This window comes from Streptomyces sp. T028 (assembly GCF_048159505.1).
GTDB lineage: Bacteria > Actinomycetota > Actinomycetes > Streptomycetales > Streptomycetaceae > Streptomyces.
Window position 1 is genome coordinate 195094 of record NZ_JBLRVZ010000012.1, and the last position, 13226, is coordinate 208319.

The following is a 13226-nucleotide window of genomic DNA, read 5'->3' on the forward strand; positions in this document are numbered from 1 at the left end:
GGGAGTGGGATTGACAGTTCACGCTACCCGGTCGAGGGGCGCCACTGAAGCAGCCGAAACTACCCGATAGTAGATCTTTCTTCGCGGGCTTCGGCGTGCTTACGGTTCCGCCATGACGAACCTCGAACTCCGTATCGCCCCCGCCCCGGCCGACCTCGACGGCGGCCTCGCGTCGCTGCGGGGCGACTGCGCCCGGATGGCTCCGCACTGGGCGGCTCCGGAGAAGATCACTTCCCGTCCGGTCTCCCCGTCACTCATCCACGGCGTCACCGTCCCGGCGAGGTCGGCACGACTCCTGGAAGCCATGCCGGACTACGGCAACTAGGGTTCGGCCACCCGACCAGGGGGTCTCCCCGCATTTTCTTACGGCTTTTCCGGCCGGGGCGCTCACAGGGAACCGTGCGCTCCCCCGCCGCGTCCCATCGCTGTCCCCCGTAAAGGGGATGTGAGGTACGACAGCAGGGCAGCCGAAGGAGCGATGCGGTGAACACCGAGCGACCCGACAACGACGACGCCGCGCGCCAGCCGGAGGAGACGGGCTCCGCCGAGCAGACCGAGAAGGTCGCACAGCGGGACGGGGCCGAGGAGACCCCTGAGGCCCCTGAGGCCCCTGAGACGTCGGCGGCCGAGGCGGACGGCGAGAGCTCGGGGGCCGAGGAGAGCGCGGCGGCCGAAGTGGCGGAGACGGTCGCGGACGCGCCGGAGGTCCAGAAGGCGACGGCGGCCCAGGAAGCCCCCGAGGCTCCGGAGGGCCCGGAGGGACCCGCCGTCGACCTGGGCGACCTGGGTGAACCCCCCTCGGCCCCTCGCCGCCGCTCCCCCCTGCTCGTGGCCTCCGTCGCCGCTGCCGTGCTGCTGGTCGGTGGCGGTGGGGCGTATCTCAGCGCGCAGGCCGGCGGGGGCGGCGGTACGGGTTCCGGGGCGCCCTCCGGCGGCGGCACCCCCGGACCGCTGGTGCTGGACGACTACGCCGGGACCGGCTCCGGCGGGGCTTCGAACGGCATCGCGCCCGGTGAGCCGAACCCGTACGGGGTGGTGACGTACAAGGCCGACGGCACGCTCCCCGACGGTCCCGGTTCGGCGCCCGTGTACTGGGCGAAGGGCGCGGTCGGCAAGGACGAGGTGGCGCGGCTGGCGAAGGCGCTCGGCGTGGACGGGACGCCCGTGGTCGACGGGGAGGCATGGAAGGTGGGCGCCGGGAACGACGGCTCGGGGCCGGTGCTGCGGGTGAACCGGCAGGCGCCGGGCATGTGGACGTTCAGCCGGTACGCGCCGGGTACCGACGTCTGCAAGGGCGGTGTCGCCAAGTGCACCCAGGACCCCGCGGCCCCGGCCGCCGACCCGGTGAGCGAGGCGGCCGCGAAGAAGGCGGCGGCACCGATCCTGAAGGCCGTCGGGCAGGACGACGCGAAGGTGGACGCGAGCCAGGTCATGGGCGCCCAGCGGGTGGTGAACGCGGACCCGGAGGTCGGCGGTCTGCCCACCTACGGGTGGACGACCGGGATCAGCGTCGGCGCCGACGGGGTGGTCATCGGCGGGAACGGGCAGCTGAAGGCGCCGGCCAAGGGTGACACTTACCCCTTGCTGACCGCAGAGGAGGCGCTGAAGGCGTTGAACGCGGCGCCGGGCGGCGACCAGCGGATGGGCATCGGCGGATGCGCGAGCCCGGTGCCGCTGAAGGACCGGCTGGAGAGCCCCTGCGGCTCGTCCACGACCGGCTCGTCCACGGGCTCCCCCCAGGGAGAGACCGTGACCGTCGACGACGCGGTGCTCGGGCTCGCCCCGCACACCTCGGGCGGGCGGCAGGTGCTCGTGCCGTCCTGGCTGTTCGAGGTGAAGGGCACGGGGGCCGCGGACGAGTACCGGGTGACGCAGCCGGCGGTCGACCCGGCGTATCTGAAGGCGGCCACGACGCCCACACCGGCGCCGAGCGCCACCTCGGGCACCCGGAACGTGCAGGTGGACGGCTACACGGCCGAGGGCGAGGAACTGGTCGTCAGCTTCACCGGCGGGGTGTGCGCCGACTACGAGGCGACGGCGAAGGAGTCCGGGGACCAGGTGACGGTCACCGTGACCGAGACGCCCTGGCCGGACAAGGTCTGCATCCTGATCGCCAAGCAGTACCACCGGACCGTGCAGTTGGACGAGCCGCTCGGCAGCCGGAAGGTGGTCGGCTCGGACGGCAAGGCCGTACCGCTGGAGAAGGCGGGCGCGCGGCTGCCCGACGTCCAGTAGGAGCCGCTGCGGGAGTACGACGAAGGCGGCGGCCCCGGGGAGGGGTCGCCGCCTTCGTCGTACGTCTCGGCAAGGCTCAGCTGAAGGAGTCGCCGCAGGCGCAGGAGCCCGTGGCGTTCGGGTTGTCGATCGTGAAGCCCTGCTTCTCGATGGTGTCGACGAAGTCGATGGAGGCGCCGCCCAGGTACGGGGCGCTCATACGGTCGGTGACGACCTTGACGCCGTCGAAGTCCTTGACGACGTCGCCGTCGAGGGAGCGCTCGTCGAAGAAGAGCTGGTACCGCAGGCCGGAGCAGCCGCCGGGCTGCACGGCGACGCGCAGCGCCAGGTCGTCACGGCCTTCCTGGTCGAGCAGGGCCTTGACCTTCGCCGCGGCGGCGTCGGACAGGATGATGCCGTCGGTGGCGGTGCTGGTCTCGTCCGATACGGACATCTACATCTCTCCCGGGTTGTACGGAGGCTGCTTGCCGACGGTTGCAACCGACGGGGCCGCGGATTCATTCCGGGCCGCTGTTCTTTCATGCTCGCACACCGGCGGCGAAGCGAACAGCGACCACCCGGAGCGCCCCACGGCCTCCGCGCGCCACGTCCGGGATTCATGTCACATCGACGCGATGACCATCGTCAAAGTGACACGAAGCAAGCTATCATAGATAGCGTCAGTTCGACGAAAAGTAGAAAGGGTGCGTGACGTGACCACCGCCCAGACCACGGAGCTCGACGTACAGCCGACTCCGCTCGCCCTGTTGCTGCTCGGCCGCGAGGCCGACCCCAAGAGCGAGCGAGGTGTCGAGTGTCCCGGTGACCTGCCCTCGCCCTCCGACCCGGACCTGGTCGAGCGCGCCCGGGCGGCCAAGGAGAAGCTCGGTGACAAGGTCTTCGTGCTCGGCCACCACTACCAGCGCGACGAGGTCATCCAGTTCGCCGATGTCACGGGCGACTCCTTCAAGCTGGCCCGGGAGGCGGCCGCCCGCCCGGAGGCCGAGTACATCGTGTTCTGCGGTGTGCACTTCATGGCCGAGTCGGCGGACATCCTGACGTCGGACGACCAGAAGGTGGTCCTGCCCGACCTCGCGGCCGGCTGCTCGATGGCCGACATGGCGACGGCCGAGCAGGTCGCCGAGTGCTGGGACGTGCTGACCGAGGCCGGCATAGCCGAGCAGGTCGTGCCCGTCTCGTACATGAACTCGTCCGCGGACATCAAGGCGTTCACGGGCAAGCACGGTGGCACGATCTGCACCTCCTCCAACGCCAAGCGGGCCCTGGAGTGGGCGTTCGAGCAGGGCGAGCCCTCGACGACGAAGGTGCTGTTCCTGCCCGACCAGCACCTGGGCCGCAACACGGCCGTCCGGGACATGGGCATGTCCCTGGAGGACTGTGTCGTCTACAACCCGCACAAGCCGAACGGCGGGCTGACCGCCGAGCAGCTGCGCGCGGCGAAGATGATCCTGTGGCGCGGCCACTGCTCGGTGCACGGCCGCTTCAGCCTGGAGTCGGTCGACGACGTCCGCGCCCGCGTCCCCGGGGTGAACGTGCTGGTGCACCCCGAGTGCAAGCACGAGGTCGTCGCGGCCGCGGACTACGTCGGTTCGACCGAGTACATCATCAAGGCGCTGGAGGCGGCCCCGGCCGGCTCCAAGTGGGCCATCGGCACCGAGCTGAACCTGGTGCGCCGCCTGGCGAACCGTTTCGCGCCCGAGGGCAAGGAGATCGTCTTCCTCGACAGGACGGTCTGCTTCTGCTCGACCATGAACCGCATCGACCTCCCCCACCTGGTCTGGGCCCTGGAGTCGCTGGCCGAGGGCAACCTGGTCAACCGCATCGAGGTCGACAAGGAGACCGAGGCGTTCGCGAAGCTGGCGCTGGAGCGGATGCTGGCGCTGCCGTAGGCGGAGCGGAGGCCGGCGCTTCCGTAAGCGGTCCGCGCCGGCCGTGGTTCACCCCGACACCGGTGTCCTGTCGGGGTGAGCCGGGTCGAGGGTGAAGACCGTGCCGTCGGCGGTCGCCACCACCACGGCCCCCTTGTTGATCAGCACGACGGACAGGTTCCCGCTGCCCAGGACCTCGGCGCGGGCGGAGGACTCCCACAGCGCGGTGCCCGCCGCCGCGTCCAGAGCCGCCACCCGTCCGCTCCCGCTGGCCAGGTACACGGTGCGCCCGCTGTCGTCCAGCACGACTTCGCCCGGTGCTTCGAGGGTCGTGCGCTTCTCCCACACCAGGATTCCGGTACGGGGCGAGACGGCGCTCACCTTGCCGCTGGAGGTGCTGAAGTAGAGCGTGCCGTGCGCCAGTACCTCGAGCCCCTGGTACTTCTCGGTCAGCTTCGTCACCTCGCGCTCCCCGGTGTCGGGGTCGACGCGCACGATGCGGCTGTACGTCGCGTCGCCGCTGATGGCCGTCTGGTCGGTATCGGGTTCGACGAAGACCAGCAGGCCTTCGTCGGTGCCCACGAAGGTGCCGCTGCCCGCCGGTGACGTCAGCAGCCGCGCGGAGCCGTCGGTGGGGTCGACGACGAAGAACTGCGTGGCGTCGGAGTCCTCCTTTTCGGTGACGCACTCCACGTACAGGCGGTCGTCCTTGGCGATGGGTGAGCAGAGGTGCTTGGCAGGCAGGGACATCTTCCAGAGCTGCTCGCCGTCAGCGGCCGAGCGGGCGGTCACCGAGCGGCCGTCGCCTTCCTGCAGCAGGACCGTCCCGGCGGCGTAGACGGACCCGGGGCTGTCCTTGTTCACCTTCTGGGACCAGATCATCGTGCCGGTCCCGCTGTCGAGGGCGACGACGAACTGCTCCTTCGTCCAGCCGGACTTGTCGTTGACGATCATCTGCGCGAGGACCACGTCGTCGTCCACGCCCAGGATCGCCGACAGGTACTGGTCGGCGGGGATCCCCTCGGGCGCGATGTCGGCACGCCAGAGCGTTTTGCCCGTGGCGCCGTCGATCCGTTCCGGGAGGAGCGCGCTGCCCCCGCAGTAGACGGCCCCTTGGTCCGCCCCGCAGAACGGCGTCTGGTCCCCGTCCGTGCCCGGCGCCTTCTTCACACCGCTCTCGGCGTCCTCGGACACCGTCGTCTGCCAGGGCTTCCAGCCGGCGGGGAGGGCCCCCCAGCGGGGCGAGTCGGCCCCGGCGTACGCGTCGAAGCCCGTCGCCGGGGAATCGTCCGAGAACCCCGGCCCGAACCGCATGTAACCCAGCAGCCCCAGGGAGAGCGCGCAGACCGTGCCGACCGCGGCCCACAGGGGACGCATACGCCTGCGGCGGCCGCGGCGGCCGGAGCCGGTGGTGGTGGAGGTGGTGCGGTCGGTGGCGATCCCCGGGTCGGTCTTCGCGCCGGTCTGCAGGGCGCCCAGACGCAGGGTCATCGTGGGCGGGTCGTCGTCCGCGGGCTCGGGCAGGACGGCCGCGAACTCCGGGGCCAGCTCGTCGAGTCCGGGCCGGTCCTTGGCCTCCTTGGCCAGGCAGCGCTCCAGGACGGTCCGCAGGGGGCGTGCCACCCCTTCCAGCACCGGCTCGTTGTGGACCACCCGGTAGGCGGTCAGATAGGGGCTGTCGGCGTCGAAGGGGCCCCGGCCGGTGATGGAGTACGCGAGCAGCGCCCCGAGCGAGAAGACGTCGGAGGCGGGGCCGACCGAGCGGGCGTCGACGAACTGCTCCGGCGACATGAAGGGCGGGGTGCCGATCATCTGGCCGGTCTCGGTGAGGGTGTTGTGGTTCTCGGCCGCCCTGGATATGCCGAAGTCGATGACGCGGGGGCCGTCGTCGGCCATCAGGACGTTCGCGGGCTTCAGATCGCGGTGCACCACCCCCGCCCGGTGGATGTCCCGCAGCGCCTCCACCAGCCCCAGTGCCACCAGGCGGACTTCGGCGCCGCGGATCGGGCCGCCCTCGCGGATCCGGTCGGCGAGCGAGCGTCCGGGCACGTACTGGGTCGCCATCCAGGGGCGTGCCGCCTCCGCGTCGGCGTCCACGACCGGTGCGGTGAAGGCACCGCTGACCTTGCGGACGGCCTCGATCTCCTGCCGGAAGCGGGCCCGGAAGACACCGTCCTCGGCGTACTGGGCGTGCACCACCTTGAGGGCGACCTCGCGCCCCGACCGCGACCGGGCCCGGTAGACGACACCCATGCCTCCGGCCCCGAGACGGTCGACGATCCGGTATCCGCCGATCGTCCTCGGGTCGTCCTTGTGCAGCGGCACGACCGATTCCCTTTCGCCGCCGAGCAGTTCGAGCGCACAGCATAGGGAACCAAAGCGCCGGGAATACCGTCGGCACGACGGACAGGCGGTCCGCCGTGCCGAACTGCCCTCAGACGCCCGCCGGTTCGGGCGTCCCGTCGGGCTGTACGGTCCGCCGCTTCAGGGCCCGCTTCCTGTCCCTGCGGTCCTTGCGCAGTTCGAGTATCGCAGGGCAGGACAGGACAGTTGTGGTCACTCCACCCTCGGGCGTACCAGCCCGGACTCGTACGCGATCACCACGAGCTGGGCCCGGTCGCGGGCGCCCAGCTTGGCCATGGCCCGGTTGACGTGCGTCTTCACGGTCAGCGGGCTGACCTCCAGACGCTCGGCGATCTCGTCGTTGGAGTGCCCGCCCGCCACCTGCACGAGGACCTCGCGCTCGCGCACCGTGAGGGCGCCGAGGCGCTCCGCCCGCGCGGGGTCGTCGTCCTCACCGGTGAAGTCGCCCTGCGCGAGGAAGCGGGCGATCAGGCCCTTGGTCGCGGCCGGGGAGAGCAGGGCCTCGCCGCCGGCGGCTATCCGGATCGCGTTCAGGAGTTCCTCCGGCTCGCTGCCCTTGCCGAGGAAGCCGGAGGCGCCCGCGCGCAGCGACTGCACCACGTAGTCGTCGACCTCGAAGGTGGTCAGGATGACCACCCGGACCTGGGCGAGGTCGGGGTCGGCGCTGATCTCCCGGGTCGCGGCGAGACCGTCCGTGCCGGGCATGCGGATGTCCATCAGGACGACGTCCGGGCGCTCCTCCCGGGCCAGCCGGACCGCCTGCGCCCCGTCGGACGCCTCCCCCACCACCTCCATGTCGGACTCGGAGTCGACGAGCACCCGGAACGCGCTGCGCAGCAGCGCCTGGTCGTCGGCGAGCAGGACACGGATCGTCATACGGGGTCCTCGGCTGTCCGGGTACGGGGCTTGACCGGCAGGATCGCATGCACCCGGAAGCCGCCTCCGTAGCGGGGACCGGTGGTGAGGGTGCCGCGCAGGGCGGTGACGCGTTCCCGCATGCCGAGCAGGCCGTGTCCGCCGCCGGTGACCGGAGCCTCCTCGGGCCCGGGGCAGCCGTCGTCGAGGACGGTGATCTCGATGTGCGGTCCCACGCGTACGACGCTGACCTCGGCCTTCGCGTCCGCTCCCGCATGCTTCTGGACGTTGGTCAGGGCCTCCTGGATGAGCCGGTAGGCGGCCAGGTCGACGGCGGCGGGGAGGCTCGTGTCGTGGTCGGCGCGGGCGACCACGACCGGTAGGCCGGCGCTGCGGAAGGTGCCGGCCAGCTCGTCGAGGCGGTCCAGGCCGGGGGCCGGTTCGGTGGGGGCCTCCGGGTCGCCGGACTGGCGCAGCAGGCCGACGGTGGCGCGCAGCTCGTTGAGCGCGGAGCGGCTGGCCTCGCGGACATGGGCGAGGGCTTCCTTGGCCTGGTCGGGGCGCTTGTCCATGACGTGGGCGGCGACGCCGGCCTGGACGTTGACCAGGGCGATGTGGTGGGCGACCACGTCGTGCAGATCACGGGCGATGCGCAGGCGCTCCTCTGCGACGCGGCGGCGGGCCTCCTCCTCGCGGGTGCGCTCGGCCCGCTCGGCGCGCTCGCGGATGGCCTGGACGACGGCCCGGCGGCTGCGGACGGCGTCGCCCGCGGTGGCGCCGATGCCGGTCCAGGCGAGGATGCCCAGGTTTTCCTGCGCGTACCAGGGCAGCGGGCCGGCGAGCATGGCGGCGCTGGTGAGCGCGGTCATCGTGATCAGTCCGGCACGCACGGTGGTGGGGCGGTCGGTGGCGGCGGCGACGGTGAAGAGGGCGACGACGGCGGACATGGCGACGGGGGCGCGGGGGTCGCCGGTGATGAACTCGACGACGGAGAGGGTGCCGGTGACGGCGAGGACCGTCATGGGGGCGCGGCGGCGGAAGACCAGGGCCTCGGCGCCGAGGGTCATCAGCAGGAGGCTGAGGGGGTCGGGGGTGCGGATGCGCCAGCTGACGGTGTGACCGCTGTGGGGATCGACGAAGGAGCCGGCGAGCATGCAGAGCAGGACGCCTGCTGCGAGAGCCGAGTCGAGGGCGAGGGGGTGGGCTTTCAGCTGGCGCCGGGCTCGGGCGAGGGTGGTCACTTTGTGCTTACCGTCGCCTTTCACACGCCGGACGGGTCAAACGCCGGACGGGTTGTTCACATGATCCTTCTCACCCCGGAATCAGCCCGTCGTCACTCAGCATCTCCCGGACCTCCTCCAGGCTCGCGTCCGGGGCCGGGAGGATCAGTTCCGAGGGTTCGAGCGCGTCGTCGGGAAGGGGCTCGCCGAGGCGGCGGACCGCGGTGAGGAGGGCGTCGAGGGTGCGGTGGAAGCCGGTGTCGTCGCCGCCCTCCATCTCCGCGAGCAGCTCGTCGTCCAGCTTGTTCAGCTCGGCGAAGTGGGAGTCGGCCAGCTTCCACTGGCCCTCCCCCATGATCCGTACGATCATGTCGGCCCTCCTCGGCTCCGGTCCCCGGCGCCGGGCTGCTACTGCTTGTCGAAGCGCGGGGTGTCCTGCGGCTGCTGCTGCGACTGCGGCTGGGACTGCTGCTGGCTCGTGCCGCCCTCGATGGCCTGCTGGCCCGCGGAGGTGCCTCCGGCGAGCTCGGCCTTCATGCGCTGCAGCTCCAGCTCTACATCCGTACCACCGGAGAGCCGGTCCAGCTCGCTCTGGATGTCGTCCTTCGCGAGGCCGGTCGGGTCGTCCAGGGCGCCGGAGGCGAGGAGCTCGTCGAGGGCGCCGGCCCGGGCCTGGAGCTGGGCGGTCTTGTCCTCGGCGCGCTGGATCGCGAGGCCGACGTCGCCCATCTCCTCGGAGATGCCGGAGAAGGCCTCGCCGATGCGGGTCTGGGCCTGGGCGGCGGTGTAGGTGGCCTTGATGGTCTCCTTCTTCGTGCGGAAGGCGTCGACCTTGGCCTGCAGGCGCTGCGCCGCGAGGGTGAGCTTCTCCTCCTCGCCCTGGAGCGTGGCGTGCTGCGTCTCCAGGTCGGTGACCTGCTGCTGGAGGGCGGCACGGCGGGAGAGGGCCTCACGGGCGAGGTCCTCACGGCCGAGCGCCAGCGCCTTGCGGCCCTGGTCCTCCAGCTTCGAGGACTGCGACTGCAACTGGTTGAGCTGCAGCTCCAGGCGCTTGCGCGAGGTGGCCACGTCGGCGACACCGCGGCGCACCTTCTGCAGGAGCTCCAGCTGCTTCTGGTACGAGTAATCGAGGGTCTCGCGCGGGTCCTCGGCCCGGTCAAGGGCCTTGTTCGCCTTCGCGCGGAAGATCATCCCCATACGCTTCATGACACCGCTCATGGGCTTCGCGCGCCCCCTTCTGACGTCCAGCTCCAGCTCTGCGACAGAACCCACAGTACGGGCCCTGCATCCATTGACGCACTGTTCGGGGGCGGATGCGCTCCTCCCCGAGAACGACTGACCGGGTCCTTGCTCCGGCGTAAGGAGTAGGTGACGCTCAGGGTGGGCGCTCAGCCTCCCTTACGCCCCCACTTCCTCTCTTTTCCCCCGTCTATCCCGATCCGTCTCCACTACAGACGTCTGGTGTTGCCGGATCGTTCCCCGCCGGGCTGGGGTCCATGCCCGTGAGCGCTTACCCTTGGGTTTTGTGTTCCGTAGCCGTGCCAAGGAAGAGAAGGCCCCCGCCGACAAGGCGGCGGTGACCGACTCCAAGCAGCCCCGAGACCCGCAGGCCCCCAAGGGCCGGCCGACGCCCAAGCGCAATGAGGCCCAGTCCCAGCGCCGCAGCGTCGCCAACACGCCGACGACGCGCAAGGAGGCGTCCAAGCGCCAGCGCGACGAGCGCCGCGCCCAGCTGGAGCGTCAGCGCCAGGCGCTGGCGGGCGGCGACGAGCGGTATCTGCCGGCCCGTGACAAGGGCCCGGTCCGCAAGTTCGCGCGTGACTTCATCGACTCGCGGTTCAACGTGGCGGAGTTCTTCCTGCCCATGGCCGTGCTGATCCTGGTGCTGAGCCTGGTCCGGGTGGCCTCGCTGCAGAACATCGCGCTGCTGCTGTGGCTGGTCGTGATCGTGCTGATCGTGCTCGACTCGATCGTCACCGCCTTCCGGCTCCGCAAGGCGCTGCACGCCCGCTACCCCGACCAGAACAAGCGGGGCGCGGTCGCCTACGCCCTCATGCGTTCCCTGCAGATGCGCCGTCTCCGGCTGCCCAAGCCGCAGGTCAAGCGCGGAGAGCGGCCCTGAGCACGACGGCCTTCTCCGGGGGAGCGGCCGAGGCCTGGCTGAGCAGGCTGGGCGGGCTGCGTGATGTCGTACGGCAGGAGCTGGTGGCCCGGCAGCTCGACGAGCAGATCGCGGGCCGGTATCCGGTCGGGCAGCGGCTCCGGGTACTCGACGTGGGGATGGGCCAGGGCACGCAGGCGCTGCGGCTGGCCCGCCTCGGTCACCAGGTGACCGGTCTGGAGCAGGACGCGACGATGGCCGCGGCGGCCCGTGAGGCGCTGTCCGGGGAGCCGGAGGGCATCCGGGAACGGATGCGGATCATCGAGGGCGACGGCCGGGACACCGGTGTGCACTTCCTGCCGGGCAGCTTCGACGTGGTGCTGTGCCACGGCGTGCTGATGTACGTCGAGGAGCCGGACGCCCTGCTGGCCGGGCTGGGGCGGATGCTGGCCCCGGGCGGGCTGCTGTCGCTGCTCGTGCGCAACGCGGACGCGCTGGCCATGCGGCCGGGGCTGAGCGGGGACTGGGCGGGCGCGCTGGCCGCGTTCGACACGGTGGCCTATACCAATCGGCTCGGTCTGGACGTGCGCGCCGACCGGCTGAGCACGCTGACCGACGCGCTGGCCGGGATCGGGGCGCCTTTGCAGGCGTGGTATGGGGTGCGGGTGTTCACCGACACGGTCTCTGACAGCACCGGGGTGCCGGACGATCCCGCGAAGGCGGAGGCGTTGCTGGCGGTCGAGGAGCGGGCCGGGAGGACGGATCCGTACCGTGCGGTGGCGGCGTTGCTGCATCTTTGTGGGGTTCGGGGGGCGTTGTAGTAACACTGCGGGCCGGTGGGGGTTGATCGCGCCCACGCGGCGGAGCCGCATATCGACAAGGCCCCGCGCCCCTGGGCATGCTGCAATCGCCGTTGCTTCGCTCGTTCGGGTGAGTTGAAGAAGCCCTTCAGGCTTCTCGCCGTGAGACTCGGGGCATGGACGCTTCCCGTTTTCGGGCTCTGGGGTTCGCCCTGCTCGTGTGTTGCGCCGGGTGTTCCGGGTTCGGGGCGCCCGCCGCCACGCGGTCTCCGGAGCCCGTCACGGAACAAGCCGCGCAGGCCGTCGTGCCGCCGCCGGGGAAGGCCGCGGACGATCTGCAGAGCGACTTCCAGCGGGTGATCAGGGACGTCCTGCCGTCGGTCGTGCAGATCGAGACGGAGAGCGGGCTGGGGTCGGGCGTCGTCTACGACGGCAAGGGGCACATCGTCACCAACGCGCATGTCGTCGGGGACGGGCGGACGTTCCGGGTGACCACCGCCAACAGCAAGAAGCCGCTCACGGCGACCCTCGTCTCGTCGTACCCGGAGCAGGATCTCGCCGTGGTCAAACTGGACAGCGTGCCGGCCGGGCTCCGGGCGGCCGCGTTCGGGGATTCCTCGAAGGTGCAGGTCGGGCAGGTCGTGCTGGCGATGGGCTCGCCACTCGGGCTGTCGTCGAGCGTGACGGAGGGCATCGTCTCGGCGACCGGACGGACCGTCAGCGAGGGCGGCGACAACGGCGGTACGGGGGCGACCCTCGCCAACATGGTGCAGACCTCGGCGGCGATCAACCCGGGCAACAGCGGCGGCGCGCTGGTCGGTCTGGACGGGCGGATCATCGGCATTCCGACGCTCGCCGCGACCGATCCCGAGCTCGGCGGGGGCGCGGCGCCCGGTATCGGGTTCGCGATCCCCGCGTCGACCGTGCGCACGATCGCCGACCAGATCGTGAGGAGCGGCCGGGTCACCGACTCGGGCCGGGCGGCCCTGGGCATCACCGGACGCACCTTCGTGGACGCCGAGTTCCAGCCCGCGGGGGTGGTCGTGGTGGAGGTGAGGGACGGGGGCGCGGCCGACAAGGCGGGCATCCGGCCGGGGGACGTCATCGTCCGGCTGGGTGACACGGACATCACGACCATCACCTCGCTGACGGAGGCGCTGGCCGAGCTGAAGCCGGGTGACCGGACGACGGTGACGTTCACTCACAACGGCGACGGCAAGGAGAAGAAGGCCGAGGTGACGCTGGGTGAGCAGTGAGGCGGTGCGGAGGGGCGGCCGTGTGTGCGGAGCCGGGGCCGCCCCTTCCTGCGTGCGGGGTTACGCCTCGTTCGCGTGCAGGCTCATGGGGCCGTAGATCTCGCTGGAGTCCTCGAAGAGCCGCACCTGGTCCGCGCCGCCTTCGAGGAGGGCCTTCCACTGTTCCCCGATCCAGGACTCGGCGTCCCCCTGGGTGGTGAACTCGTCCGGCTCGACCGCGGGCTGGACCTCCGTCCCGTCGGCCTTCTCGAACCGCCACGTCCATGCCGCCATGTACGCCTCCCTGGTTTGACTTCTCCCCCAGCTGAAGCAGGGGGATTCGACCCTCGCGGGTTGAGCTTTCTGCTTCTCAGACAGCAGCTGCCCCGAACCAACGGCAAGGGACGTTGGTACGCCCAGCAGTCTTACGCCAGCTCCACAGACCTGACATCCCGCCAGCCCGGCGGTAGGCCCGGCCAGCTTGGTTTTCGCAGGCCGAACGGCACACAAGCTACCACGATGAACACGTGCAGAGCAGAAGCCGGATC

General features: G+C 71.1%; 14 protein-coding genes. 6 read left to right on the top strand and 8 right to left on the bottom strand.

The window, feature by feature from the left end; genetic code table 11:
• Window positions 1–112 precede the first annotated feature (112 nt).
• Together ACLZN2_RS13215 and ACLZN2_RS13220 are read left to right on the top strand one after the other, a co-directional pair.
• On the top strand, window positions 113–325 hold the full coding sequence (locus ACLZN2_RS13215) for a hypothetical protein (protein ID WP_416978613.1): 213 nt from the start codon (window positions 113–115) through the stop codon (window positions 323–325).
• Between the two features lie 158 nt (window positions 326–483).
• Complete coding sequence (locus tag ACLZN2_RS13220) at window positions 484–2235, top strand: hypothetical protein (protein ID WP_416978614.1); 1752 nt, start codon at window positions 484–486, stop codon at window positions 2233–2235.
• 76 nt (window positions 2236–2311) lie between these two features.
• On the opposite strand, the gene ACLZN2_RS13225 is transcribed toward ACLZN2_RS13220, so the two are convergent.
• A complete protein-coding gene (locus ACLZN2_RS13225; protein WP_046727393.1) occupies window positions 2312–2668 on the bottom strand; it encodes an iron-sulfur cluster assembly accessory protein in 357 nt (118 codons plus the stop codon).
• 259 nt (window positions 2669–2927) lie between these two features.
• On the opposite strand from ACLZN2_RS13225, the gene nadA reads away from it, so the two are divergent.
• On the top strand, window positions 2928–4124 hold the full coding sequence (nadA, locus tag ACLZN2_RS13230) for a quinolinate synthase NadA (RefSeq protein WP_416978615.1): 1197 nt from the start codon (window positions 2928–2930) through the stop codon (window positions 4122–4124).
• A 48-nt stretch (window positions 4125–4172) separates the two neighbouring features.
• On the opposite strand, the gene ACLZN2_RS13235 is transcribed toward nadA, so the two are convergent.
• The 6 genes from ACLZN2_RS13235 to ACLZN2_RS13260 form a co-directional block, all read right to left on the bottom strand.
• Window positions 4173–6428: a protein kinase domain-containing protein gene (locus ACLZN2_RS13235; protein WP_416978616.1), complete on the bottom strand. Its 2256-nt coding sequence runs from the start codon at window positions 6426–6428 to the stop codon at window positions 4173–4175.
• Between the two features lie 109 nt (window positions 6429–6537).
• Window positions 6538–6663 carry a hypothetical protein gene (locus ACLZN2_RS13240; RefSeq protein ID WP_416978617.1) on the bottom strand — a complete coding sequence of 42 codons (126 nt, stop codon included), beginning with the start codon at window positions 6661–6663 and terminating at the stop codon, window positions 6538–6540.
• Window positions 6660–7343 (bottom strand): response regulator, encoded by a 684-nt coding sequence (locus tag ACLZN2_RS13245; RefSeq protein WP_416978618.1) that lies wholly within the window; start codon window positions 7341–7343, stop codon window positions 6660–6662. The genes ACLZN2_RS13240 and ACLZN2_RS13245 overlap by 4 nt, the downstream gene beginning before the upstream one ends.
• Entirely contained in the window at window positions 7340–8563 is a 1224-nt protein-coding gene (locus ACLZN2_RS13250) for a sensor histidine kinase (RefSeq protein WP_416978619.1), read from the bottom strand. The genes ACLZN2_RS13245 and ACLZN2_RS13250 overlap by 4 nt, the downstream gene beginning before the upstream one ends.
• A gap of 70 nt (window positions 8564–8633) precedes the next feature.
• Window positions 8634–8912 (bottom strand): PspA-associated protein PspAA, encoded by a 279-nt coding sequence (gene pspAA, locus ACLZN2_RS13255; protein ID WP_416978620.1) that lies wholly within the window; start codon window positions 8910–8912, stop codon window positions 8634–8636.
• 38 nt (window positions 8913–8950) lie between these two features.
• Entirely contained in the window at window positions 8951–9760 is an 810-nt protein-coding gene (locus ACLZN2_RS13260; RefSeq protein WP_416978621.1) for a PspA/IM30 family protein, read from the bottom strand.
• A 307-nt stretch (window positions 9761–10067) separates the two neighbouring features.
• On the opposite strand from ACLZN2_RS13260, the gene ACLZN2_RS13265 reads away from it, so the two are divergent.
• The 3 genes from ACLZN2_RS13265 to ACLZN2_RS13275 all read left to right on the top strand — a co-directional run bounded on the left by ACLZN2_RS13265 (window position 10068) and on the right by ACLZN2_RS13275 (window position 12699).
• Complete coding sequence (locus ACLZN2_RS13265; RefSeq protein WP_416978622.1) at window positions 10068–10664, top strand: DUF3043 domain-containing protein; 597 nt, start codon at window positions 10068–10070, stop codon at window positions 10662–10664.
• Window positions 10665–10747: 83 nt separating this feature from the next.
• Window positions 10748–11464, top strand: coding sequence for a methyltransferase domain-containing protein (locus ACLZN2_RS13270; RefSeq protein WP_416978623.1), 717 nt, complete (start codon window positions 10748–10750; stop codon window positions 11462–11464).
• Window positions 11465–11619: 155 nt separating this feature from the next.
• Entirely contained in the window at window positions 11620–12699 is a 1080-nt protein-coding gene (locus ACLZN2_RS13275) for a S1C family serine protease (protein WP_416978624.1), read from the top strand.
• Window positions 12700–12759: 60 nt separating this feature from the next.
• Here ACLZN2_RS13275 and ACLZN2_RS13280 read toward each other — a convergent pair whose 3' ends face one another.
• Window positions 12760–12972, bottom strand: a complete 213-nt coding sequence (locus ACLZN2_RS13280) for a hypothetical protein (protein ID WP_416978625.1) — start codon at window positions 12970–12972, stop codon at window positions 12760–12762.
• Between the last annotated feature and the right edge of the window lie 254 nt (window positions 12973–13226).

Bases quoted from the DNA above. Each gene is read 5' to 3' on its own strand.
- ACLZN2_RS13215 (WP_416978613.1), top strand. From the start codon at position 113: ATGACGAACCTCGAACTCCGTATCGCCCCCGCCCCGGCCGACCTCGAC.
- ACLZN2_RS13225 (WP_046727393.1), bottom strand. From the start codon at position 2,668: ATGTCCGTATCGGACGAGACCAGCACCGCCACCGACGGCATCATCCTG.
- ACLZN2_RS13245 (WP_416978618.1), bottom strand. From the start codon at position 7,343: ATGACGATCCGTGTCCTGCTCGCCGACGACCAGGCGCTGCTGCGCAGC.
- pspAA (WP_416978620.1), bottom strand. From the start codon at position 8,912: ATGATCGTACGGATCATGGGGGAGGGCCAGTGGAAGCTGGCCGACTCC.
- ACLZN2_RS13260 (WP_416978621.1), bottom strand. From the start codon at position 9,760: ATGAGCGGTGTCATGAAGCGTATGGGGATGATCTTCCGCGCGAAGGCG.
- ACLZN2_RS13275 (WP_416978624.1), top strand. From the start codon at position 11,620: ATGGACGCTTCCCGTTTTCGGGCTCTGGGGTTCGCCCTGCTCGTGTGT.
- ACLZN2_RS13280 (WP_416978625.1), bottom strand. From the start codon at position 12,972: ATGGCGGCATGGACGTGGCGGTTCGAGAAGGCCGACGGGACGGAGGTC.